Source organism: Pseudomonas sp. GM21, assembly GCF_000282215.1.
Classification (GTDB): Bacteria; Pseudomonadota; Gammaproteobacteria; order Pseudomonadales; family Pseudomonadaceae; genus Aquipseudomonas.
Genome location: NZ_AKJS01000144.1, coordinates 71,112 through 94,458 on the forward strand (window position 1 = coordinate 71,112; position 23,347 = coordinate 94,458).

Annotated in this window: 23 protein-coding genes; 15 read left to right on the plus strand and 8 right to left on the minus strand. The window is 57.7% G+C overall.

All coding sequences use genetic code 11. The features are described 5' to 3' along the window. Nucleotides 1–12: 12 nt before the first annotated feature. A complete protein-coding gene (aroE, locus tag PMI22_RS05650) occupies nt 13–834 on the plus strand; it encodes a shikimate dehydrogenase (RefSeq protein ID WP_007948128.1) in 822 nt (273 codons plus the stop codon). Between the two features lie 22 nt (nt 835–856). Here the strand turns inward: aroE and PMI22_RS05645 are convergent, their stop codons facing one another. The 3 genes from PMI22_RS05645 to betC form a co-directional block, all read right to left on the minus strand. After that, the gene (locus PMI22_RS05645; RefSeq protein ID WP_007948130.1) at nt 857–2,425 is read right to left on the minus strand and encodes a SulP family inorganic anion transporter; all 1,569 of its coding nucleotides are present in this window, start codon (nt 2,423–2,425) and stop codon (nt 857–859) included. Nucleotides 2,426–2,571: 146 nt separating this feature from the next. Continuing rightward, nucleotides 2,572–3,492 carry a choline ABC transporter substrate-binding protein gene (gene choX, locus PMI22_RS05640; protein WP_007948131.1) on the minus strand — a complete coding sequence of 307 codons (921 nt, stop codon included), beginning with the start codon at nt 3,490–3,492 and terminating at the stop codon, nt 2,572–2,574. 16 nt (nt 3,493–3,508) lie between these two features. Further along, nucleotides 3,509–5,023 carry a choline-sulfatase gene (gene betC, locus PMI22_RS05635; RefSeq protein WP_007948132.1) on the minus strand — a complete coding sequence of 505 codons (1,515 nt, stop codon included), beginning with the start codon at nt 5,021–5,023 and terminating at the stop codon, nt 3,509–3,511. 114 nt (nt 5,024–5,137) lie between these two features. On the opposite strand from betC, the gene PMI22_RS05630 reads away from it, so the two are divergent. Further along, entirely contained in the window at nt 5,138–6,088 is a 951-nt protein-coding gene (locus PMI22_RS05630) for a choline sulfate utilization transcriptional regulator (RefSeq protein WP_007948133.1), read from the plus strand. Here the strand turns inward: PMI22_RS05630 and PMI22_RS05625 are convergent. Next, nucleotides 6,085–6,747, minus strand: a complete 663-nt coding sequence (locus tag PMI22_RS05625) for an NAD(P)-dependent oxidoreductase (protein ID WP_007948134.1) — start codon at nt 6,745–6,747, stop codon at nt 6,085–6,087. The two genes, PMI22_RS05630 and PMI22_RS05625, sit on opposite strands and share 4 nt — an antisense overlap. An 84-nt stretch (nt 6,748–6,831) precedes the next feature. On the opposite strand from PMI22_RS05625, the gene PMI22_RS05620 reads away from it, so the two are divergent. After that, nucleotides 6,832–7,158, plus strand: coding sequence for a DOPA 4,5-dioxygenase family protein (locus PMI22_RS05620; RefSeq protein WP_007948137.1), 327 nt, complete (start codon nt 6,832–6,834; stop codon nt 7,156–7,158). Here the strand turns inward: PMI22_RS05620 and PMI22_RS05615 are convergent, their stop codons facing one another. Genes PMI22_RS05615 through PMI22_RS05605 form a run of 3 tightly spaced genes read right to left on the minus strand, consistent with a single transcriptional unit; the run spans nt 7,159 to nt 9,116 of the window. Then, entirely contained in the window at nt 7,159–7,560 is a 402-nt protein-coding gene (locus tag PMI22_RS05615; protein ID WP_007948139.1) for a GFA family protein, read from the minus strand. It lies immediately after the preceding gene. 30 nt (nt 7,561–7,590) lie between these two features. Next, nucleotides 7,591–8,106 carry a hypothetical protein gene (locus tag PMI22_RS05610; protein WP_007948140.1) on the minus strand — a complete coding sequence of 172 codons (516 nt, stop codon included), beginning with the start codon at nt 8,104–8,106 and terminating at the stop codon, nt 7,591–7,593. Next, the gene (locus PMI22_RS05605) at nt 8,103–9,116 is read right to left on the minus strand and encodes an AAA family ATPase (protein ID WP_007948141.1); all 1,014 of its coding nucleotides are present in this window, start codon (nt 9,114–9,116) and stop codon (nt 8,103–8,105) included. Before PMI22_RS05605 ends, PMI22_RS05610 begins: the two co-directional genes overlap by 4 nt. 418 nt (nt 9,117–9,534) lie before the next feature. Between PMI22_RS05605 and PMI22_RS05600 the strand changes: the two genes are divergently transcribed. Together PMI22_RS05600 and PMI22_RS05595 are read left to right on the plus strand one after the other, a co-directional pair. Further along, nucleotides 9,535–10,842: a CitMHS family transporter gene (locus PMI22_RS05600; RefSeq protein WP_007948144.1), complete on the plus strand. Its 1,308-nt coding sequence runs from the start codon at nt 9,535–9,537 to the stop codon at nt 10,840–10,842. A gap of 84 nt (nt 10,843–10,926) precedes the next feature. Further along, nucleotides 10,927–11,694: a TerC family protein gene (locus tag PMI22_RS05595; protein ID WP_007948147.1), complete on the plus strand. Its 768-nt coding sequence runs from the start codon at nt 10,927–10,929 to the stop codon at nt 11,692–11,694. 134 nt (nt 11,695–11,828) lie between these two features. Here PMI22_RS05595 and PMI22_RS05590 read toward each other — a convergent pair whose 3' ends face one another. Beyond that, nucleotides 11,829–12,116, minus strand: a complete 288-nt coding sequence (locus PMI22_RS05590) for a DUF6124 family protein (protein WP_007948148.1) — start codon at nt 12,114–12,116, stop codon at nt 11,829–11,831. 484 nt (nt 12,117–12,600) lie between these two features. Here PMI22_RS05590 and PMI22_RS05585 point away from each other — a divergent pair, with 484 nt between their 5' ends. The 10 genes from PMI22_RS05585 to PMI22_RS05540 all read left to right on the plus strand — a co-directional run bounded on the left by PMI22_RS05585 (nt 12,601) and on the right by PMI22_RS05540 (nt 23,150). Continuing rightward, nucleotides 12,601–13,098, plus strand: coding sequence for a PAAR domain-containing protein (locus PMI22_RS05585; protein WP_007948149.1), 498 nt, complete (start codon nt 12,601–12,603; stop codon nt 13,096–13,098). Nucleotides 13,099–13,117: 19 nt separating this feature from the next. Further along, nucleotides 13,118–14,275, plus strand: coding sequence for a DUF2515 family protein (locus PMI22_RS05580; protein WP_007948150.1), 1,158 nt, complete (start codon nt 13,118–13,120; stop codon nt 14,273–14,275). Further along, entirely contained in the window at nt 14,272–14,904 is a 633-nt protein-coding gene (locus tag PMI22_RS05575) for a hypothetical protein (protein WP_007948151.1), read from the plus strand. Before PMI22_RS05580 ends, PMI22_RS05575 begins: the two co-directional genes overlap by 4 nt. Nucleotides 14,905–15,133: 229 nt before the next feature. Beyond that, nucleotides 15,134–16,792, plus strand: coding sequence for a Na/Pi cotransporter family protein (locus PMI22_RS05570; protein ID WP_007948152.1), 1,659 nt, complete (start codon nt 15,134–15,136; stop codon nt 16,790–16,792). 157 nt (nt 16,793–16,949) lie between these two features. Beyond that, entirely contained in the window at nt 16,950–18,338 is a 1,389-nt protein-coding gene (locus PMI22_RS05565; protein WP_007948153.1) for a M16 family metallopeptidase, read from the plus strand. Nucleotides 18,339–18,557: 219 nt separating this feature from the next. Beyond that, nucleotides 18,558–19,586 (plus strand): DUF5924 family protein, encoded by a 1,029-nt coding sequence (locus PMI22_RS05560; protein WP_033049623.1) that lies wholly within the window; start codon nt 18,558–18,560, stop codon nt 19,584–19,586. Nucleotides 19,587–19,638: 52 nt separating this feature from the next. Further along, entirely contained in the window at nt 19,639–20,787 is a 1,149-nt protein-coding gene (locus PMI22_RS05555; protein ID WP_033049618.1) for an ABC transporter permease, read from the plus strand. Further along, nucleotides 20,784–21,587, plus strand: coding sequence for an ABC transporter ATP-binding protein (locus PMI22_RS05550; RefSeq protein WP_007948157.1), 804 nt, complete (start codon nt 20,784–20,786; stop codon nt 21,585–21,587). The genes PMI22_RS05555 and PMI22_RS05550 overlap by 4 nt, the downstream gene beginning before the upstream one ends. 1 nt (nt 21,588) lies before the next feature. Continuing rightward, a complete protein-coding gene (locus PMI22_RS05545; protein ID WP_007948158.1) occupies nt 21,589–22,527 on the plus strand; it encodes an MlaD family protein in 939 nt (312 codons plus the stop codon). Continuing rightward, the gene (locus tag PMI22_RS05540; RefSeq protein WP_007948159.1) at nt 22,524–23,150 is read left to right on the plus strand and encodes an ABC-type transport auxiliary lipoprotein family protein; all 627 of its coding nucleotides are present in this window, start codon (nt 22,524–22,526) and stop codon (nt 23,148–23,150) included. Before PMI22_RS05545 ends, PMI22_RS05540 begins: the two co-directional genes overlap by 4 nt. The last annotated feature ends 197 nt before the right edge of the window (nt 23,151–23,347 follow it).

The following is a 23,347-nucleotide window of genomic DNA, read 5'->3' on the forward strand; positions in this document are numbered from 1 at the left end:
CGAGGAGTTCTGATGGACCGTTACGTCGTATTCGGTAACCCGATTGGCCACAGCAAGTCGCCGCTGATCCACCGTTTGTTTGCCGAGCAAACCGCTCAGCAATTGGACTACAGCACCTCGCTGGCGCCGCTCGACGATTTTTCCGACTTTGCCCGGGCGTTTTTCCGTGAAGGTCGCGGGGCGAATGTGACGGTGCCGTTCAAGGAAGACGCCTTCCGCCTGGCCGACAGCCTGACGGAACGTGCGCAGCGGGCCGGTGCGGTAAACACCTTGAGCAAACTCGCCGATGGCACATTGCTGGGCGACAACACTGACGGTGCCGGGCTGGTGCGGGATCTGACGGTCAACGCCGGTTTCAGCCTCAAGGGCAAACGCATCCTGCTGCTGGGCGCCGGCGGCGCGGTGCGTGGTGCGCTGGAGCCGCTGCTGGCCCAGCAACCGGCCTCAGTGGTCATCGCCAACCGCACGGTTGAGAAAGCCGAGTTGCTGGCGGAATTGTTCGCGGATCTGGGACCGGTGTCGGCCAGTGGTTTCGATTGGTTGGAGGAGTCGGTGGACCTGATCATCAATGCGACATCGGCGAGCCTGTCGGGCGATGTACCGCCCATTGCCGGCAGCTTGATCGAGCCGGGTAAAACCGTCTGCTACGACATGATGTATGGCAAGGAGCCGACTTCGTTCTGCCGTTGGGCCACGGAAAATGGCGCGGCCGTCGCGATGGATGGCTTGGGTATGCTCGCGGAACAAGCGGCGGAAGCCTTCTTCCTGTGGCGCGGCGTGCGCCCGGACACAGCGCCGGTACTGGCTGAACTGCGCCGCCAACTCGCCCTTTAAAAGCAATCGGGGGCAAGTCGGATCAGTCTTCAAACCGGATCGGGCATTTCTCCGCCCCTTCAAGCTTCCTCAATTCCTCCACTACCTGCGGCCTTGCCCGCCGCAACGTCAGGCTGCGATCCTGCTTGAGCAGCCGACGCGCTTCCTGATGCAGCATTTCCACCCCTGAATAGTCGATGAAGTTGATCTGCTGCGCCTCGATCACCACCCGCGCGCCGTGCAGGCGTTGCAAGCGCACTTGCAGGTAATGGCTGGCGCCGAAAAAGATCGACCCACCTACCCGCAAAATGTCTTCATCACCCTCGTGAGAATGCTGGACGCGCGGTTGCGAGGTGCGTTTGAGGTAGAAGAACAAGGACGCCAGCACCCCGGCGTAGATGGCCGTCTGCAACTCCAGCAGCAACGTGGCGACACAGGTTAGCGCCATGACCAGGAACTCGGCGTGGCTGACCCGCCACAAGGCGCGAATACCGCGATGGTCCACCAGTCCCCACGCGATTAACAGAATGCTGCCAGCCATGGCCGGGATCGGGATGTGGGCGATCAGCTCTGCACCGAAGATCGCGAACAGCGCCACCCACAGGGCTGAAAATACGCCAGCCATCGGTGAACAGGCCCCCGCGTCGTAGCTCAGGCCCGAGCGAGTAAAGGAACCGGCGGACAGCGAGCCGGAAAAAAACGCCCCGACCATGTTCGATAGGCCCTGGGCTCTGACTTCCTGGTTGGCATCGATCAATTGCTGCGAACGGGCCGACAGGGAGCGGGCAATCGACAGACTGGTCACCAGCCCCAACATCCCCACCGCCACTGCGCTGGGCAGCAAACGCAGGATCAGGTCCAGGTCCAGCGGCAACGGGCTGAAGGGTGGCAAGCGCCCGACAAACGCGCTGACCAACTTCACATGGCCGAACATCGCTGGCCAGCACCACACCAGCAATCCGCCCAGAATTAGCGTAATCAGCAAAGTCGGCCAGCGAGGCAGCAACAACTTCAGGACCGCGCCGGCAACGACCGTCGCCAGGCCCAGCGCCAACGAGGGTTTATCCAAGGCGCCGAGATGCTTGAACAGCATCAAAAAACTGTCCAGCGCCGTGGCCTGGCCGGGCAAGTCCAGCCCCAGCAGGTTCGGTAGTTGCCCGATGACGATCACCACCGCTGCACCAAAGGTGAAACCCAGCACCACCGAGTGAGAGATGAAATTCACCAGGGCGCCGAAGCGCAGCAAACCGAGCAACCACTGGAAAATGCCGGCGAGCAACGTCAGAAGCAGGATCAGGGTGACGTAGTCCTCTGACGCGGGAACGGCCAGAGGACTGACGCTGGCGTACAAGACGATAGAAATCGCCGCTGTAGGACCGCAGATCAAATGCCACGACGAACCCCAGAGACAAGCAATCAACACCGGGATGATCGCGGCGTACAAGCCATACTCCGGTGGAAGACCTGCGATCAGTGCATAGGCAATGGATTGCGGCAACGCAAGAATGGCCCCGCTGAGGCCGACGATAAGGTCACGCCCGACGCTGGCGCGGGTTTGCCGGGGCAACCAACTGAGGAAGGGGAAGAGAGAATGGCGGCTGGGGAAGGCCATGGGTCTTCTCGGTTGGGGTTTTGCGCAAGAGTATCAGGACAGACGCTTGTCCGATCGTTCCCACGCTCTGCGTGGGAATGCCGCCATGGACGCTCTGCGTCCGCTACGGGATGCATTCCCACGCAGAGCGTGGGAACGATCATGCCTTACAACCTGGCTTTGACGGCTGGCAATGCGTCTTTGCCATCTGCGGTCTTCACGCCATCCAGCCATTTATCCAGCACCGCCGGGTTGGCCTTGATCCACGCCTTGGCCGCCTGCGCATTGCTGATTTTCTTGTTCACCACTTCAGACATGATGCTGTTCTCCATGTCCTGGGTGAAACTCAGGTTGGTCAATAGCTTGCCAACGTTCGGACAGGCTTCGGCGTATCCCTTGCGGGTCAAGGTATGAACACTGCCGGTGTCACCGAAATATTTCTCGCCGCCCTTCAGGTAATGCATTTTCAGCTGCACGTTCATCGGGTGCGGGGTCCAGCCGAGGAAGGTGACGAATTTCTGTTTTTTCACCGCGCGAGACACTTCGGCCAGCATTGCCTGCTCGCTGGATTCAACCAGTTTCCACTGGCCCATGTCGAAATCATTCTTCTTGATGATCTCCTGCAACGAAATGTTCGCTGGCGCGCCGGAGCCAATGCCGTAGATTTTCTTGTCGAACTTGTCGGCGAATTTGTTCAGGTCGGCAAAGTCTTGCACCCCCGCGTCCCAGACGTAGTCCGGAACCGCTAGCGTGAACTCGGTGCCGTCGAGGTTCTTGGCTAACTGCGTGACATCACCCGTGGCCACGAACTTGTCGTAGAAGCCCTGCTGCGCCGGCATCCAGTTACCCAGGAACACATCGACCTGCCCATCCTTCAACCCGCCAAAGGTGATCGGCACCGCGAGGGTGTCGACTTTGGCCTTGTAGCCCATGCCATCCAGCAGAAACCCGGTGATGGCGTTAGTCGCGGCGATGTCGCTCCAGCCAGGGTCGGCCATTTTCACCGTCTCGCAGCTTTGATCGGCATAGGCCGACGCGCTGCCCAGAGCCAGAAGCCCGACCGTCAGTACTGTGGATAACCTTTGCATGGACTTCCCCTTAGCATTATTGGTTTTGGCAGGGTTGTGGATAACGTGCTTTGCGCTCCAGATCATCAAGGTCGATGTGGTTGCGCATGTACTGCTGACTGGCGTCCACCAGCGGCTGGTGATCCCAGCTCTTCAGCTTGCCGAGGGTCAACGCATCGACAACGAAACGCCGGCGCCGCTGGCTGGCGAGCACTTGTTGGTGAATTGCCGAGATGTTCCATTTGGTGCGTGCTTCAGCGAGAAACTCTCCGAAAAGTGTACGATGTTGCGGCGATTGGCTGAGTTCTTCCAGTTCGCGCGGATCGTTGTGTACATCGAAGAGTAGGCACGGGTCGTCTTCGCTGTAGATGAATTTGTAAGCGCCGCGACGGATCATCATCAATGGGCTGATAGTGCCTTCGGCCATGTATTCGCCGAACACTTCGTCGTGACCGCCCTGCCCTTGCAGGTGCGAAACCAATGAGCGACCGTCCAGCGGCAAGCCTGGCTCCAGCGAGCCGCCGGCCAGTTCCACAAAGGTGGGCAGCAGGTCGGCGGTGGAAACCGCGGCACTGACGCGCCCTGCTCCGAATTGCCCCGGCGCACTGATCAACAGGGGCACGCGGGCGGCCATTTCGTACCAGTGCATTTTGTACCAGAGCCCACGCTCGCCGAGCATGTCGCCATGGTCGCCGGAGAACACAATGATGGTGTCGTCGATTAGCCCGGTTTCTTCGAGCGTTTGCAGAAGTTTGCCGACGTTACTGTCTATATAGCTGCACGCACCGAAATAGGCGCGGCGAGCGTCACGAATCTTATCCACAGGCAGCGGCTTGTCCCACAGGTCGTAAACCTTGAGCAAACGCTGGGAGTGAGGGTCGAGTTCCGTTTGTGCCTGGGTTTCGGGTAACGGGATGTCGGCATCGTCGTACATGTCCCAGAAAGTCTTGGGGATCGTGTACGGATCGTGCGGGTGGGTCATCGAAACCGTCAGACAAAACGGCTGGTCGCCGTCCTCGCGGATGTGATCAAACAAATATTGCTGGGCCTTGAACACCACCTCTTCGTCGAAATCGAGCTGATTGGTACGCACGCACAGCCCGGCTTGCAGCACCGATGACATGTTGTGATACCAGGACGGGCGCACATCCGGCTCGTCCCAATTCACCGCCCAACCGTAATCGGCGGGGTAAATGTCGCTGGTCAGGCGTTCTTCGTAGCCATGGAGTTGGTCCGGGCCGCAAAAGTGCATCTTGCCCGACAGCGCGGTGCGGTAGCCGAGGCGACGCAGGTAGTGGGCATAAGTCGGCACGTCGGCGGGGAAATCAGCCGCGTTGTCGTAGGCGCCGATCTTGCTCGGCAACTGGCCGCTGACCAGGGTGAAACGCGACGGCGCGCACAAGGGGCTGTTGCAATACGCGGCATCGAACACGACGCTTTGGGCGGCGAGGCGGCTGAGATTAGGGAGTTTGATCGGCGAAGGACCGTAGAACGGCAACATTGGCGCGGCCATTTGATCGGCCATGATGAAGAGAATGTTCTTGCGCTTCATGTGATCGCGGCATTCCATAGTGAATATTTATGCGAGAGTGCTGCGATCGAGCATGTTACCCAGCCCGTTTGCGGTAAAGCCCATGCCACGCAATGACTAGGATTAGCCCAGCTTATGTATGACGCCCTTGGTGATCTTTCTCTCGACCTGCTGCGTGTCTTTGAAGCGGCAGCCCGTCATCGCAGCTTCACCGCTGCGGCTGTGGAGCTTGGCACCACGCAGCCGGCGGTTAGTCAGCAGATCAAACGGTTGGAGGAGCAACTCGGGACTAGGCTGTTTGATCGCATCTACCGGGGCATCGAATTGACAGAAGCCGGGACTATTCTTTTCGAGCAGGTTCAGCTCGGTTTGCAGAATATCGACGCGGGATTGAGCGCAATCAGCGCGCAGCAGCAACATGAAGTGTTGCAGGTGGCCACCGACTTTGCCTTCGCTGCGTACTGGCTGATGCCCCGTTTGCACCGCTTTCACCAAGCCAATCCGCAAGTCGATGTCAGCCTGGTCACCAGTGAACGCAATCACAACATGTTGCGCACCGATATCGATGTGGCGGTGTTGTTCGGTGACGGACGTTTCAAACAGGGTGAAAGCCATTGGCTGTTTAGCGAAGAAGTGTTTCCGGTCTGCAGTCCGCTACTACTCAAGGATCGACCCCTTCCCCTGCCGGCTCAGTCACTGTTGGAGTTTCCGTTGCTTCATTTAAGGGGCGAACACAGTAGCAACTGGTTTGACTGGAGCGGCGTGTTTCGCGAGTTGGGGATAACGTCGGCCCCGGCACCGGGGCAACTGCGCTTTGACAATTACACGTTGCTGATTCAAGCGGCAATTGGCGGCCAAGGTGTGGCGATTGGCTGGCGGCACCTTGTGGATAACTTGCTGGCGCAGGGTTTGTTATGTCGACCCATCGCGGAGTCCGCAATATCCAGGCTGGGCTATTACGTGGTCTTGCCCCAGCGAAAACGCCGTGGGGTGTTGATTCAACAGTTTGTGGACTGGTTGATGGCCGAGCAAGCCAGCAGTGCACAGTCGCTCAATGGCCTGGCGCTGCCCTCTATCGCTATTTAGGGGGCAGCGGCGATGAAGTTAACGTGTTCGCCAACGTGCAAATTCAGCTTTAGTTCATCGGCAATTCCGACGGCCACGCGGTTCAAGCGTTGAAGCGGTTCGGCCAAACCGGGTTCAAGGCTACTGCTGACATGAATGAAGTGCTCAATCGTCAGGCCGGAAACGCCGCGAGGTGCGTTGACCAACGTCCAGTGCAAGGTACTGTTTTGCAGAGCTTCGCGGATTTCTTCGTCGGCGTGGCGTTGCAATTGATCTTCAATATCCGGATCGTCCAGCAATTCGAAATCACCCACCAGAAACAGCCGCGTAATGCCTGCCGCCTGCATGCCCTCGATCAGCGCATCCACGGCCAGCACTTGCTCGACGGGGCCGGGCACAATGGTTTTTTCCACATGTTCGCTGTTGAACGGCAACCCGGGTGCGTCCAGCAGGCAGATGACAGCCGAGCAACCCGCCACACTTTGTTTAACGCGCTGCGCTTCGAACAGGTCGCCGGTTTTTGTTCGCAGGCCCGGCCGCGGCGCAAGCGCCGTCAGGTCATCGAGAATGGCGATTACTTCATGTTGGCGCCGCAGCATTTCAGCCATCAGCGCACTGCCGAGGCTACTCATGGCACCATAAAGCACCACTTTTACCACGGGGGTTTCGGCGTTTTTCATGGCTGAAGTTCCTTGTTTCCTACGTATATAGCGTGTGACCTGTGGGAAACGGTGAGGGTTCGACCGGGTTTTAGAGGGATTCAGATGCAGCAGATCAAGGGTTATCACGCCCATGTGTATTTCGATGCCAGAACAATCGATCAGGCGCGGGCGTTGTGCGAGCAGGCGGCGCAGTTGTTCCCGCTAAAAATGGGGCGCGTACACGAACGCCCGGTCGGCCCGCACCCGGACTGGAGCTGCCAGCTGGCGTTCAGCCCCGAACTCATAGGTGAAGTTCTGCCGTGGCTGGCGCTCAACCGCAAGGGGTTGGTGGTGTTCCTGCACCCGGACACGGGCGACGACTTGCTCGATCACACCGAGCACGCGATCTGGATGGGCGCGATCCGACCGCTGGATCTGTCTGTTTTCTGATCAGATTGTTTCTTGCGCTTCACCGGGTAAATGCTCGTCCAGGTGCAGCCAGGGCAAACGACTGTCGGTCCAGATATGCCGCTCGGCTGGGGCCAGTTCCGGGTGGTCGAGGGTAGCGATGGTCACGTCGATGCTCTCGGGGCTCAGACGGGTCAGCAGCGCCAGCTGGGCGCCACAGTTCGGGCAGAAATAACGCACACAGGTTGAAGAAGAGTCGTACTGCGCAGGTGTGCCTTTCAGCCATTGAAAGGCTGACGCCGGCACGGTGATCCAGGTGGTGACGATTGCGCCGCTGACCCGTCGGCAGATCGAACAATGACAGTGGGCGATGTCGTGCAACGGTCCGCTGAATTGATAGCGCAGATGGCCGCAGTGGCAGCCGCCGGTGTGAATACCCAACATAACAACGCTCCTTTGAGTCAGGAACAGTTATCACACGATCAATCGGTAGTTTCGCGCCTGCTCATCATTGATTACAGCAACTGAATCTGGATCCAACCCTAGTGTTTTCACGATAGTGCCCATTTCTTTAGCCAGGGCGCTTTGCAAAGGCGCCATGTATTGTTTGGGTGCCCCATTGATCACGAGCACGCATTTGAAACCAGCAGCTTGCAAGTCGAACTCTTGAAGAGCTCTTGGAAACTCGTGTATCGCTTCGGGGTGGCGTAGAAGGCGTCCCGCGAAAATGATCTGGATCGCGTTAGTCAGCTTTTCCCGGATTTCTCCCATGTATTGATTCAAGCGTTCTCCTTCCCTGGGTACGCTAGTTTTAGCCTCCACAATCCATACGCTGGCTATATCCCCAGGTTGCGAGCGCAGAAGAACAAACTCAGGAATTTTCAACCCGTCCTGGATTCTTCTATACAAGCCACTCTGCTCAATTCGAAAGCAATTTTCTTCCTGGAAGGGGCCAAACCGCATTTCAGACTCTATAAATTCGATACTCATCCCAGCGCTAACTCCACTTCCTGTTCATATAGCCTAATGGACTCATCGATTATCGGGTTTTCAGGCATTCCGGCCCGAAGGTCGTTGGTTATCCATTGGTCTTCTATTGAGGAAAGCACGGGGATGGATACTTGTTGTCGGCGTGCAGCCAGGTAGAGAGCTTTGACTACAAAATATGAATGGCTTGCGATGAAGAACTGAATACCGCTATCAGCAAGAGACACAATGATGTCGATCAGTTTGGTTATCGCGACCGGGTGCAGAGCAGATTCTGGCTCATCGATGAACACTATCGAGTCTTTGGTCAGATATCGATTACCCAGCAAAGTGTCGAGGATTGCAATTTTCTTGATCCCTTCAGCCGTCGAACCGATCTGAAATTTCTGATTGCCCTTTTTGAACTGCCAGCGATTGGCGCTGCTATCGAACTCTACTTTTCCACCGAACATGTCTTCCAGGCTCTCCCGGGCCTTTGCGAAATGAGCGTGGTTCTTTCCTTTTGTCGGTAAAAGCCGCAGGGCTTTAGCCAAGTCGTAGTAGGTATCGTCGAAACCAAAGTCTTTATCCACATCACGGCTTTTCAAAATGATGTGCTGAAGCGAAAGCACTTCCTTAGGAGGAAGAAATATAGAGTTGCTGCCTCTTGGTGGGACGTGATTTTCCAGAGACGCAATGTTCTTGGTCGTATCTTTGCCGAACCCGTAACGAAATTCGCGTGAGTCGACTTTGACTTTGCAGCCCAAAGGACCATCTGCACTTTTTGTTACCAGGTCGCCTATCTTGTCTGCCTGAAACGTCCAGTAGAGCTTATCTGTCAGAATTTCTGCGGCGGAACGCTGTTCATTTCCGCGCTGGTACTCCTCAAGCGTGCGCATCGTGCAATACAACGCCTTGAGCAAAAATGTCTTGCCGCTGCTGTTTGCTCCAATGATCAGATTCAAGTTTGAGAGCTTGCTCCAGCGGATTCTTCGTAAAGGACCGAAATTGTCTAATTCAACGCTGTTGAGCATTGGTTGGGGCTCCTCTCAAACTGTGCAGTGGGGCGCAAGCCTAGCATTGCGACTCCCGTCCATACAGCCAGAAGCAAGGCCTTTCAGAAATGACGGAAGAGTCTTACGACTCTCCGTGTTCAACTTCTTTCTTTTTGCCTGAAACTGATCATGCCTCTTGTCAGAGCTTTCACCAGCGAAAGCTTGCTGAAAGCTTCCCCGATTAGGATCGCCCCCACTGCCGGCAACAGACCGGTTGGCCAGTGCCAGCGTTTTATCGCTCGCACAGCCCATTAAACAACAACAATGGTGATTCTGATGTCCTCTGCTACCCGCCGCTTTGCTGTTACTCCGACCGTACGTCTCGTGCCTCCCGTTCTGCGCTGACCCCATCCGGTTCGCCCATTTCCCCTAGCCGCGCTACGCCTGGAGTATTCCCATGCTGACTTTCCTTGGCTTTGCCATGGTCATCACGTTCATGTTCCTGATCATGACCAAGCGCCTGTCCGCGCTGATCGCCTTGATCATCATCCCGATCCTCTTTGCCCTGTTCGGTGGTTTTGCGGGGAAAATCGGCCCAATGATGCTCGAAGGCATCACCAAGCTCGCGCCGACCGGTGTGATGCTGATGTTCGCCATTCTGTACTTCGCCCTGATGATCGACTCCGGCCTGTTTGACCCGGCAGTGCGCAAGATCCTCAAACTGGTCAAGGGCGACCCGTTGAAAGTGTCGGTCGGCACCGCCGTACTGGCGCTTGTCGTGTCCCTTGATGGGGACGGCGCGACCACTTATATGATCTGCGTGGCCGCCATGCTGCCGCTCTACAGCCGCATCGGCATGAGCCCGCGGATCATGGCCGGTCTGATCATCCTCGCCGGGGGCGTGATGAACATGACCCCATGGGGTGGCCCGACCGCTCGTGCGGCCAGCGCACTGCATGTGGACCCATCCGATATTTTCGTACCGATGATTCCAGCGATGCTGGCCGGTGTGCTGGCGATCCTGGCGATTGCTTACTTCTACGGTAAGCGCGAGCGTGCGCGTCTGGGTGAATTGCACCTGATCGGCGATGAAATCGACCACAGCGAAATCACCGTTTCGCAGTTCCCTGACGCTCGTCGTCCGAAGTTGATCTGGTTCAACGGCTTCCTGACCCTGGCCCTGATGTGCACGCTGGTCGCCGGCCTGTTGCCGCTGCCGGTACTGTTCATGGTGGCGTTCAGTATCGCGATGATCGTCAACTATCCTTGCCTGCAAATGCAGAAGGATCGCGTTGCAGCCCACGCCGGTAGCGTTCTGTCGGTGGTCGGCCTGATCTTTGCCGCCGGTATCTTCACCGGTATCCTGACCGGCACCGGCATGGTCGACGCGATGTCCAAAAGCCTGTTGGCGGTCATCCCGGATTTCCTCGGCCCGTACCTGGCTGTGATCACGGCGTTGGTGAGCATGCCGTTCACGTTTTTCATGTCGAACGACGCATTTTATTACGGCGTGTTACCAGTTCTTGCCGAAGCCGCCAGTCATTACGGTATAACCGCAGTTGAAATGGCACGTGCCTCGATCGTCGGTCAGCCCGTCCACTTGTTGAGCCCGCTGGTACCATCGACCTACTTGTTGGTGGCGCTGGCCGGCATTGAATTCGGTGACCATCAGCGGTTTACCTTGAAGTGGGCAGTACTGGTCTGCTTGTGCATACTGTTTGCAGCATTGCTGATGGGGATTTTTCCGCTGTTCAGCACTCTATAACCAACGACTCACCATGACGGGTCCGGTCTTCGCAGTTTGAAGTCCGGGCCTTTCGTGGTTTAACAATCGCTCAAAGGAATACACATGGAATGGCTGACCAACCCTGAAATCTGGGTTGCCTTCTTTACCCTGACCGCCCTGGAAATCGTCCTGGGCATCGACAACATCATCATGATTTCGATCCTGGTCAGCCGCATGCCCAAGCACTTGCAGGCGCGCACGCGGATTTTCGGTCTGGCACTGGCCATGATCACGCGGATCCTGTTGTTGCTGTCGATCACCTGGGTCATGCGCCTCACGGCGGACCTGTTCGTAGTGTTCGGCCAGGGTATTTCCGGGCGTGACCTGATCCTGTTCTTCGGTGGTTTGTTCCTGCTGTGGAAGAGCTCGCAAGAGATGTACCACGCGCTGGAAGGTGAAGACGAAACCAACGAAGAGCCGAGCGGCAAGGGCGGCAACTTCCTCTACACCATCGTCCAGATCGCGATCATCGACATCGTGTTCTCGCTGGATTCGGTCATCACCGCGGTCGGCATGGTCTCCCATGTTCCGGTCATGGTCGCCGCGATCGTCGTTGCCGTACTGGTGATGATGTGGGCGTCCGGCACCATCAGCGAGTTCATCGACAAGCACCCTTCCCTGAAGATGCTGGCGCTGTCGTTCCTGCTGATCGTCGGTACCGTGCTGATTGCCGAATCCCTGGACTTCCACGTGCCAAAAGGCTACGTCTACTTCGCCATGGCGTTCTCGCTGGCGGTTGAAGCGATCAACATCAGGATGCGCACGGCCATCGCGAAAAAGAAGAAACAGCAAGACCCGGTGAAACTGCGCAAGGACATTCCGGGCCAATAACCCCGGCGTCTACGCAAAACCTGTGGGAGCGAGCTTGCTCGCGATGAGGCCATCAGATTCAACATTTTCGTTGACTGACAGGCCGCCATCGCGAGCAAGATCGCTCCCACATTTTTTTGCGCAAGGTTTAAGGATTAGTGGCTGACCGGTGGATCGAGGTTATCCAACACTCGATTCACCGCCAACTCCCCAAGCATGATCACCTGCTGAATGCCCAGCAGGGTGTGGCGTTGAGGTCCCTCCAGAAACCCGGCGAAATCACTGGCCATGATGCTGGCTGACGCCAATGATTCGCAGGCGTGAGCGAGCAGGGTTTCGTTGTCGACCTTGGGGTCTATGAGGAAGATGGTGCTGGGTTTGCGTGGGGGGAAGTCGTGGGGAACCGGATCGGTGTCCGGTGGGTTGGGCGTTACCTTGAACATATGCTGATTTACTCCTGAGTGGAGCCGCTACCGATCTCTACTAAAAGAAGGGTGGCGGCTGTGCGCAGGTTAGTAGACCGGGGAGAATCAGCATTGCCGGCGCGCCGAAGCGCCCTGCGCACAGCCACCATCAAGTTCAGATAGAAAATCTGACTGATAGCGCTTCTGCACCTTACTGAAAACACCTCGGGCTACTAAACCCGACCACTGAAAGGCAGTGGCAGGGAAACGATAGAGACCAAGGCAAAGGCGCACAAGCCGGCGGATTCTGGCGTAGCCGTAGGCAACTACGCAAGGCGTTGTAGCCTCCGAGAAGTAACTCGGAATGTTTTTAAACACGACTCCAAGCTCTCGAAATATTAAGCGTTTTCCTACAGCCAATCCGTGTGGTGCTTGGTACGGTCGGCACTCCAAAGGTTGACGCACAGGCCCCCGGTGGTTAGCGTCCCCCGCTCGCATCAAACGACAATGACAAGGAATGCATATGTCTGGAAAACCGGCTGCACGCGTCACGGACCCGACCACCTGCCCGCTTCCGGGCCATGGCACCAACCCCATCGCCAGCGGCTCCCCCGACGTGTTTTTCAATGGCCTCGCCGCGGCGAGAGTCGGCGACCAATGTACCTGTGGCCAGGCACTCAGCGGCGGCTTCTCCTCAACGGTGTTCATCAACGGCCTGAACGCCATGACCCTCGATGGCACTACGAACCATGGCGGCGTGGTCATCGGCGGCTCCGGCGATGTCATCATCGGCAGCACCCACACCCCCGCGCCCTTCATTCCCCCCCTGCCGATCATTGGCCAGCCCGTGGTGGAGTTCAAAGCCGTCAGTGCCGGCAATGGCGAACCGATTGCCGAACAAGGCTACGAAATCGAAACCGCCGAAGGCCGCATCGTCAAAGGCCAGACCAACGCCCAAGGCATGACCCAAAGCGTCGCCACGCTAAAACCCGATCTCGCCGTCGTCCGCTGGACCGTGTAACACTTCAAGGAAGAAACAAATGACCGGACAATGCATCGCGCCAGCCGACCTGGACATGAAAAAACTCTGGGACAGCACCTGCGAACTGCCCGCCTGCAAACGCGAAACAACCACGGGCGGGCCAAACCCGAAAACCCGCGTCGAAGTGCCGTTGCTGACGTGTAATTGCCTGTGGCGCCGGTTTCAGAATGAAGCCGAAGAATGGGTCGCCCCGGGCGGCGTGCTGATTGCCGACCCACAAACCCGCAACCGCAAGATCAACGCGGCATATGCGCAGTTGTGGCTGGCGGATAACCGGTTTCAGTGGGCGGGTTTGGCGGCGTTTGCTTCGAAGCAGGTGGGGTGTGGGTTGATTCATGCCTCCACGCTAGATCAGAGAATCGAAGCGGAGAAAAAAGCTTACCGAACGTTAAAAGACAGTCAGTCAAAGGACTTGTATGAACGCGTAGTGGTGAACAAATTGCGTTCGGATCCTGAGCTTTGGAACCAGTGGGATCAGGCCAAGCAGCAGAACCCGGTTCCCCTTACGAGTGATCCACTATCAGGCGACGCGATTGCATTTCTTCAAGAAGAATTGCAATACGTTCATGAAATGCTAGCGCTTGGAAACACTGCCCTTTTCCTGGATGTGTATCCACTACACCGGTTTTTCATGGTGCGAGGATTCAAGGAAATGGAGAAGTGTCTGCCCGACCGCAGCAGGCTAAAAAATGAAGTACTTTGGCCCATTGCAGATAAAGTTGAATTTGGAACTAATCACTTCGAAATATCCCAAACATTCGCCTCGATCAATGAAGGCGATGTTAGCGGCAGTGTCAGGGCTATGGCACGGCACGAACAGTTGAATATCCTTCAACCTGCAATGTATGACATAGCGCATTTCGCGCTGATAATGAGAGGAACTCAAGCTGGCGACGTTGCCTCCGTTGTCACCGGATTATTTTCGGGACTACCAGAAGAAATTCAACTAACCCTGGCAAGTCAGTGCAAAGCACCTGACGACCGGAAAGTTGCTTTTAGTAGTAATCCAATCGCTGATCTGGCAGACAAAAATCAACGTATGGAGTTCGTGTTGCGAGCGGCAACACAATTCGACAATTTACTCAAAAATCCAGCCACTCTCGCTCAAGTAAAAATTTCCATTACGGAAATTGCCAATGGGAGAGGAGTCAAATGAGGCGCAAATTAATTTTGAGTCTTGTGGCTGTAATGTGTTTGTTTTTGCTTGCTTATGTCATCCATGAGCAACCATCTGTGGATACAATTTCCGTTCATATCGGAAAGTCCTATAAAGATGTAGAGCGTGACTCGACATTTCCAGTCAGGGCTAAAACGGCAATCTATCCAAGTGAACCACCCGAAGTTGATTCCACTTGGATCAGCAGTCCAGTGATTGTCAAATTTGATGATCCCAAATACGGTTTCACTTTGCCCCCAACGAAATTCGGTGCTGTCGGTTACAACAATGAAAAGGTATCAACTATTACCACTTCTCCGATGTTGGATACGTTGCGGTTTGATCAGTTGATTCCCTTGCTTAATCATTTACAAGAGATGTTTAAGAGTTCCGGTTGGGTGCCACGGGATAGCGATGATCATGCGTGGCTTATGGTAAGTAACGAAGATGACAGAAATACTCTACAGAGCCTGTTATTCGATCAGGTTGTTGTCGTGATGCTGCTGGTTCCCCATAAGTACGGTCTTGCCCTCAACGTCAAATGCTACGCTCGCTGCGATGAGCGCGATCCGAAGACGGCGAAGTATCTGATCGATGTCAGCGTGGGAGCGGATTACTACAGCGAATGAAAAGTCGCTCCAAGGCTTGCCGCAGTTGCTGGCAATACCACCATCGCGAGCAAGCTCGCTCCCACAAGGGAGGCGCTGTTTTCATGACAGTTCTGTTTCATTCACGTCACTAGCTGTGCAATGCTGGCGTCCAGACCATTAGCCAACTACAGCTTAAGTACAGAACGTAGAAAAAAGCGCAGTACCGTCAACTTGCCCCTTTGGGGCGCGACCACCACAGGGGGCCTTTATGCTCACCCTGCTCAATTTGTTATCGGCCGTGGCCTTGTTGATCTGGGGCACGCACATCGTCCGAACCGGCATCCTGCGGGTTTACGGCACCAACCTGCGCCATGTGATTGGCCGGAACATGTCCAAGCGCTGGCTGGCGTTTGTCGCCGGGATCGTGGTGACGGCGATGGTCCAGAGCAGTAACGCCACCGCCATGCTCGTCACCTCGTTTGTCGGTCAGGGTCTGATGGCATTGACCCCGGCCCTGGCGACCATGCTTGGCGCCGACGTCGGTACGGCGTTGATGGCGCGGGTGCTGACGTTCGATTTGTCGTGGCTGTCGCCCTTGCTGATCTTTGTCGGGGTTATTTTCTTCCTGTCGCGCAAACAGACCCGGGTCGGGCAGATGGGTCGGGTCTGTATCGGCCTGGGCCTGATCATTCTGGCGCTGCAACTGATCGTCGAAGCCGCCGGGCCGATCACCCATGCGCAAGGGGTGAAGGTGATTTTCGCCTCGCTGACCGGTGACATCCTGCTCGATGCGCTGATAGGTGCGCTGTTCGCAATGGTCTCCTACTCCAGTCTCGCGGCCGTCCTGCTGACGGCGACCCTGGCCGGGGCCAATGTGATCAGTCTGCCAGTGGCCATTGGCCTGGTGATTGGCGCCAACATTGGCAGTGGCATCCTCGCGTTCCTCAGCACTAGCATGCAAAACGCCGCGGGCCGCCAGGTCGCGCTCGGCAGCCTGTTGTACAAGCTGATCGGTTTGTTGTTGATCATCCCGGTGCTCGATCCGCTGGTGCACTGGATGGATAGCCTGGATTTCAGCCCTCAGGAAATGGTGATTGGCTTCCACCTGCTCTACAACACCGCGCGTTGTTTGATCCTGCTGCCGAGTGTCGGGGTAATGGCCAGGTTGTGCGCCTGGCTGTTGCCGGAGCGACCTGAAGTCAACGGAATGGCCAAAGCCCGGCACCTCGACCCGACAGCGCTGGTCACGCCGAGCCTGGCGTTGGCCAATGCGGCCCGGGAAACCCTGCGCATGGGCGATCTGATCGACAACATGCTCGAAGCGATGCTCGATGTGCTGCACGGCAAGCAAACCGCCGTGACCCAGGAAATGCGTCGCCTGACCGATGATGTCGAAGCACTCTACAGCGCGATCAAGCTCTATCTGGCGCAAATGCCCCGCGAGGACCTCAGCGGCCAGGACAGCCACCGTTGGGCGGAAATCATTGAGTTGGCGATCAACCTCAAACTCGCCAGCGACCTGATCGAACGCATGCTGCGCAAGGTGCAGCAGCAGAAAACCGCGCAGCGCCGGTCTTTTTCCCAGGTTGGGCTGGAAGAGTTGGCCGGGCTGCACAGTCAGTTAATCTCCAACCTGCGCCTGGGATTGTCTGTGTTTTTGAGTTCCGACAAGGAAAGTGCCCGTCAGTTGTTGCGAGAAAAGCGTCGCTTTCGCGCACAGGAACGGCGTCTGGCTCATGCCCATGTCAGCCGGTTGCAACGTAAGATTGTGCAAAGTCTGGAAACCAGTTCGTTGCACCTGGAGTTGATTGCCGACATGAAACGTCTGAATTCGCTGTTCTGCAGCAGTGCGTATGCAGTGCTGGAAACGTCGGACACCGGGGCACTGGCTGTCGACGATTTGGCGGACATCACGCATTCGCCTTGAACGTCTGGCAGTGTAGTCAGTCAGTAACTTGAGTTCCGGTTCAAAAGCATCGCGAGCAGGCTTGCTCCCACCGCAAAACCAACGTGGGAGCGAGCCTGCTCGCGATGGCTGCCCGGAAAGCAACACGGATCGCCAATCAGCCGTATGGAAACCTGTTATGCGTTGTCTGCTGTTCGCCTGTTTGTTTCTTGGCTCATTTCCTTTGTTTGCCCTCGATCGCTTTCAGGTCGAGGGATATACGCTGCCCAATGGCCTGCAATTGCTGCTCAAACCGGGCACCGAGCGCGGGCATGTGGCGATTCGTCTGGTGATTGGCGTTGGCCTGGATGATTTCAGCTGCGAGGACAAAGAGCTGCCGCATCTGCTCGAACACCTGTTGTTCAGCGGTATCGACGCCACCGGTGAAGGTGGCCTGGAAGAGCGCATGCAGGCGCTGGGGGGTGAATGGAATGCTTTCACCAGCAATGCCGACACGACCTTCGTCATCGAAGCGCCAGCGAAAAACCAGCGCAAGGTCCTCGACCTGTTGCTGGCGCTGCTGTCCCAGACCCGCATCGACGACAACGCCATCAAGGCCGCCAAGCAAGTGGTCGAGCGCGAAGACGGCGGGCATTACACACGCTTGCAACGCTGGCTGGATCGCCAGGACCTTGGCCACACGGCGAGCAATCAACTGGCCGTGGAGTTGGGCCTCAAATGCCCGGAGCGCGCCGAAGTCGATCACCTGACCCGCGAACAATTGGAAAAGGTGCGCAAGCTCTGGTACGCGCCCAACAACATGACCCTGATCGTGGTCGGTGACCTCGAGCGGTTGCTCCCGGCCTATCTGGAGCGGGCCTGGGGTGAGCTTGAGGCGGTCGACCCAAGCGACCACCTGCCTCTGCCAGAAATCCAGACCCGTGCTGCCCATGAGCGCACGCTCAGTAGCGGTTTCGTCGGCGGGGGGGCCAAGTTGCATTGGTTGGTGCCAGAGCCGGTGATGGAGGATCAGCACGACGAAACGTTCGATCTGCTCAAGGACTATCTGGACTGGGCGCTTTATCGCCAGATGCGCCTGGTCCACAGTTTGTCTTATGGCCCCTCGGCTGAGCGCGAGTTGTTTGGCGGTGTGGGTTTCATGAGCCTGAACGCCGACCTTGAGCGCGATGATGTGCCGCAGGCTGAACAGGTCCTTGAGGAGTTGAAAGCCCAATTGCTCAAGGACGGTCTCGACGCCGACACCTTCAACCGCCTGAAACAGGCCGCTATTGCCCGTCAGGCCTGGGCGGTGCAAGGCAATAGCGCGTTGGCCGATTATTACTGGAGTGCCCTTGGGGAGTACGAGGGCGGACGTTTCACCAACCCGGCCAGGGAACTGCAAGGCGTGACACTGGAGGAAGCCAACAAGGCATTGCGCGAATTGCTGCTGCAACCGGGGTATTTGCGGATCGAGAAGCCGTTGATGGGGGATGACCAGTTGATTTGGACGATTGTCGGGGTGTTTGGGTTACTGCTGCTCGGACTATTGGGCTGGCGCCTCCACCGAAGGACACCACCACCTGTGTAGCAGCTACCGAAGGCTGCGTTCGGCTGCGAAGCAGTCGTCAAACCATTCATCAAGGTGTATCTGGAACATCTGACATAACGGATTGCGCCTGCTGCGCAGTCGAACGCAGCCTTCGGCAGCTGCTACAAAGGCTCCTGGGCCGGACTGTGGGCCTCGCCACGCAGCCCCCCGGCGGGTAACCTGTCGAGGAAATTTCCTACGATGAATGTGAACCGCCGAATGCCGATCCTGACCCAATACTTCCAGCGCATTCTGGAATTGATGAAGCGCTACCCTGGGGTCATTGCACTCGGTGGTTTCATCTCCGGTGTCGGCAGCTTCATCCTGGTGGATCGCCAACAAGGCCTGGCGACCTGGATCACCATCATCATGGTGCTCAGCTGGGTCTGGCTGATGCTGGAAAACAGCTTAACCAAGCTGTTCGCAAAAATCTTCAAGCGCGAAATTCCCCAGCCACTGCTGCGTTACGCCACGCAGATGATCCACCAGGAAAGCCTGTTCTTCGTCCTGCCGTTCTTTTTCATCACCACCACCTGGAACAGCGGCCAATTGTTCTTCACCGGGCTGTTAGGTATTGCGGCACTGATCTCCATCATCGATCCGCTCTACTACAAATGGCTGGCACCTCGGCGCTGGGCGTTCCTGGCGTTGCATACCCTGACGTTGTTTGCTGCGTTGCTGACCGCCCTGCCCGTCATCATGCACCTCACCACGTCCCAGAGTTTCAAACTGGCGCTGGGTACCGCCGTGCTGCTGTCGTTCCCGAGCCTGGCGTCGATCTTCCCGATCCGTACGGTGCGCAACGCCTTGGCGATCCTGAGCATCACGTTGGGGGTCGGCGCCCTCGGTTGGGTCTTGCGTTCGTGGGTGCCACCGGCGACCTTGTGGATGACTGACGTGGCGATCAGCACGCAAATGCAGGACCGCACACCGGGTGCCAGCCTGGAGGAAGTCACGGCCGAGCAGATTCGTGGTGGCGGGTTGTACGCCTACACCGCAATCAACGCCCCGCGCGGTCTGGATGAGCGGATTTATCACGTGTGGCAGTTCAACGGCAAAGAGGTCGACCGCATCCCGCTGGACATCCACGGTGGGCGCAAGGAAGGCTACCGCGCCTGGACGCACAAGCAGAATTTCCCGGGCAACCCGGTGGGTAAATGGCAGGTCCGGGTGTTGACCGAGGATGGCCAGGTCATCGGCGTGCTGCGCTTCAAGGTCATGGACAGCACATCGACCAAAGAAAAGTAGCGCGGTTCGTGCTATTACGTAGCTCTGCATAGACTGAACAAGCACGGAGCTTATGAGCAGCAGCACAATGGCCGGCAATGCCCAACTGGATGCCTCTCACTCCCCTGCGCAGTTGCGGGTGACGGGTGACTGGACGCTTGCCCATTACGCCGATCTCAAGCGCCTGTGCGAAAAACTTCGCGGCCAATACGACGACGACACCCACATTGACCTCAACAGTCTCGGCGCCCTCGACACCGCCGGTGCCTCGCTGTTGGTAGAGCTGCTGGGCCCCGAGCGCCTGGGGCGATCCGCCGAACACCCCGATTGCACCCTGACCAGCGCCGATCGCGCGCTGCTGCAGACCATCTACAGCTCAATGACCAATTTCTGTGTGCCGGTAAAGGAGCCGGAAATCAGCGTCAGTATTCAATTGCTGACCCGAATTGGCGTCGCGGTAGATGCGGTCTGGCAGGACACCCTGCAACTGCTGGGCTTCGTCGGTCTGATTCTGGAAACCATCGTTCGCGGCCTGTTCCAGCCCAAGCATTGGCGCATCACGCCGATGGTGGCGCACATCGAACAAACCGGCCTTGATGCCGCCCCCATCGTCGCCCTGCTGACTTTTTTGGTGGGCGCTGTGGTGGCGTTTCTCGGGGCGACGGTATTGGCCAATTTCGGCGCCACAATATTCACCGTGGACCTGGTGGCCTTTTCCTTCCTGCGTGAATTCGCTGTGTTGCTGACGGCGATCCTGATGGCCGGGCGCACCGCCAGTGCGTTCACCGCGCAGATCGGCTCAATGAAGGCCAACGAAGAAATCGACGCCATCCGCACCTTGGGCCTCGACCCGATGGAATTGCTCGTGGTGCCGCGCGTCCTGGCCCTGCTGGTGGCGCTGCCGATGCTGACCTTTCTGGCAATGCTCTCGGGGATTATTGGCGGCGGCGTGGTCTGTGCGGTGTCGCTGGATATTTCGCCGGCGATGTTCCTGTCGCTGCTGCAATCGGACATTGGGGTTCAGCATTTTCTGGTGGGGATCGTCAAAGCCCCGGTTTTCGCCTTCCTGATCGCCTCGATTGGCTGTCTCGAAGGTTTCAAAGTCAGCGGCAGCGCCGAGTCTGTCGGTGCACACACCACGTCCAGCGTGGTCCAGTCGATATTCGTGGTGATCGTGCTCGACGCCGTGGCCGCGCTGTTTTTCATGGAGATGGGCTGGTGAGTCGTTTACCCCGAGCGCCTTCCGAGGCAGTGATCGAAGTCCGTGGGCTGTGCAATCGCTTCGGCAGTCAAAGCGTGCACGAAAACCTCGATCTCGATCTGTACAAAGGTGAAATTCTTGCCGTGGTCGGCGGTTCCGGCAGCGGTAAATCGGTGCTGCTGCGCAGCATTATCGGCTTGCGTCAGCCCAGTGAAGGGGTGGTAAAGGTCTTCGGTAAAAACCTGCCGACCTTGTCTGAACATGAGCGTTCGATGGTTGAACGGCGTTTCGGCGTGCTGTTCCAGCAAGGCGCCCTCTTCACTTCGCTGACCGTGACCGAAAACGTTGCCCTGCCCTTGATCGAACACGCCGGCCTGAACCGTGAAGATGCCGAACATCTGGCCGCGGTCAAACTGGCGCTGGCCGGGTTGCCGCTGTCGGCTGCCGACAAGTACCCCGCTGCGCTGTCTGGCGGCATGATCAAGCGAGCGGCGCTGGCCCGTGCGCTGGCGCTGGACCCGGACATCCTGTTTCTCGACGAACCCACCGCCGGCCTCGACCCGATTGGTGCGGCGGCGTTCGATCAATTGATCCTGACGCTGCGTGATGCGCTGGGCCTGAGTGTTTTTCTGGTGACCCACGACCTCGACACGCTCTACACCATCACCGACCGGGTGGCGGTGCTGGCGCAGAAGAAAGTGTTGGTGGCGGACGCCATCGACAAGGTCTCGGAAACCGACGACCCGTGGATCCACGAATACTTCCATGGCCCTCGCGGCCGCGCGGCTTTGACGGCCGCTCAACAGCTTAACGAGGTCTGACATGGAAACCCGAGCCCATCATGTATTGATCGGCCTGTTCACCGTGATTGTGGTGACGGGCGCCCTGCTCTTCGGCTTGTGGCTGGCCAAGTCCAGCGTCGACACCGAGTTCAAGGATTACGAAGTCGTCTTCAACGAAGCGGTCAGCGGCCTTTCCAAGGGCAGTTCGGTGCAGTACAGCGGGATCAAGGTCGGTGACGTGGTGACGTTGCGTCTGGACCCGAAAGACCCGCGCCGGGTGCTGGCGCGTATTCGCCTGGGCGGTGACACCCCGGTCAAGGAAGACACCAGGGCAAAACTGGCACTGACCGGGGTCACCGGGACCTCGATCATCCAGCTCAGCGGCGGCACGCCTCAGAGCCCGGAGCTCAAGGGCAAGGACGGACAGCTGCCGACCATCGTCGCCTCGCCCTCGCCTATCGCCGTCTTGCTCAATGACAGCAACGAGTTGATATCCGGCGTGAACACGCTGATGCATAACGCCAATCTGTTGTTTTCCGCGGAAAACATCGAGCGCATCAGCAGCACTCTGGAGCACTTGGAGCAAACCACCGGGACGATTGCCGATCAGCGTGGCGATATTCGTCAGGCGATGCAGCAACTGGCATCGGTCGGCAAGCAAGCCAACAACATGCTGGAGCAAACCACGGCGCTGATGCGCAACGCCAACGGACTGCTCAATGACCATGGCAAGCAGGCGTTGGGCAGCGCCGAGCAGGCGATGAAATCGCTGGAGCAGAGCAGCACGACAATCAACAAGCTGCTCGCCACCAATCAGGAGTCGCTCAACAGCGGCATGCAGGGCCTCAATGGCCTGGCCCCGGCGATTCGCGAACTGCGCGAAACCCTGACTTCGTTGCGCGTCATCTCTCAACGCCTGGAGGAAAACCCCAGCGGTTACCTGCTGGGCCGTGAAAAGAACAAGGAATTCACGCCATGAAGCTGACTCGTATCGCCCTCCTCGCCGGCTTCACGCTGATCAGTTCGTGCTCGATTCTGCCCAAGGCTGAGGTCTTCGATGTCTACCGATTGCCTTCGGCCCAAAGCAACGCGGCGGTCAGTCATGGCACGCCGCAACGCTGGTCGCTGCGCCTGAACAAACTCCAGGCCAGCGACGCGTTGAACAGCCCGAACATCGCGGTGATTCCCCAAGGCGATCTGATCGTCAGCTACAAGGGCTCACGCTGGAGCGACCCGGCACCGGTGCTGCTGCGTAATCGTCTGCTGGACGGCTTCCAGCGGGACGGTCGGGTGCCGTTGTTGAGCACCGATGACAGCATTTTCCAGACAGACCTGGAGCTGGGTGGCCAGTTGCGGGCGTTTCAGACCGAGTATCAGGGCTCGACCGCTAGCGTGGTCGTGAGCCTGGATGCCTTGCTGGTACGCGGTTATGACCAGCGAATCCTCGCCAGCAGACGCTTCGAAGTACGCCAGCCATTGAGCGATGTGAAGGTGCCCGCAGTAGTCGCCGGATTCGGCCAGGCGAGCGACCAGTTGACGGCGCAAGTGGTGAATTGGGCGGTTGAGCAAGGGCAGAAAGTGGCGTTGCCACCGCGGCCTTGAAGCCACAGGAGATCCCTGTGGGAGCGGCGGTGCGACGATTCGACTTGCCCGCGATTTGGCAGCACAGTCGACATCAACGTTGAATGTTCCACCGCTATCGCGGGCAAGCCCTAATGCCAGTCAGTTAAGCCGAACCGCACTTTGTAGCAGCTGGCGAAGCCTGCGTTCGGCTGCGCAGCAGTCGTGAAATTAGCCGA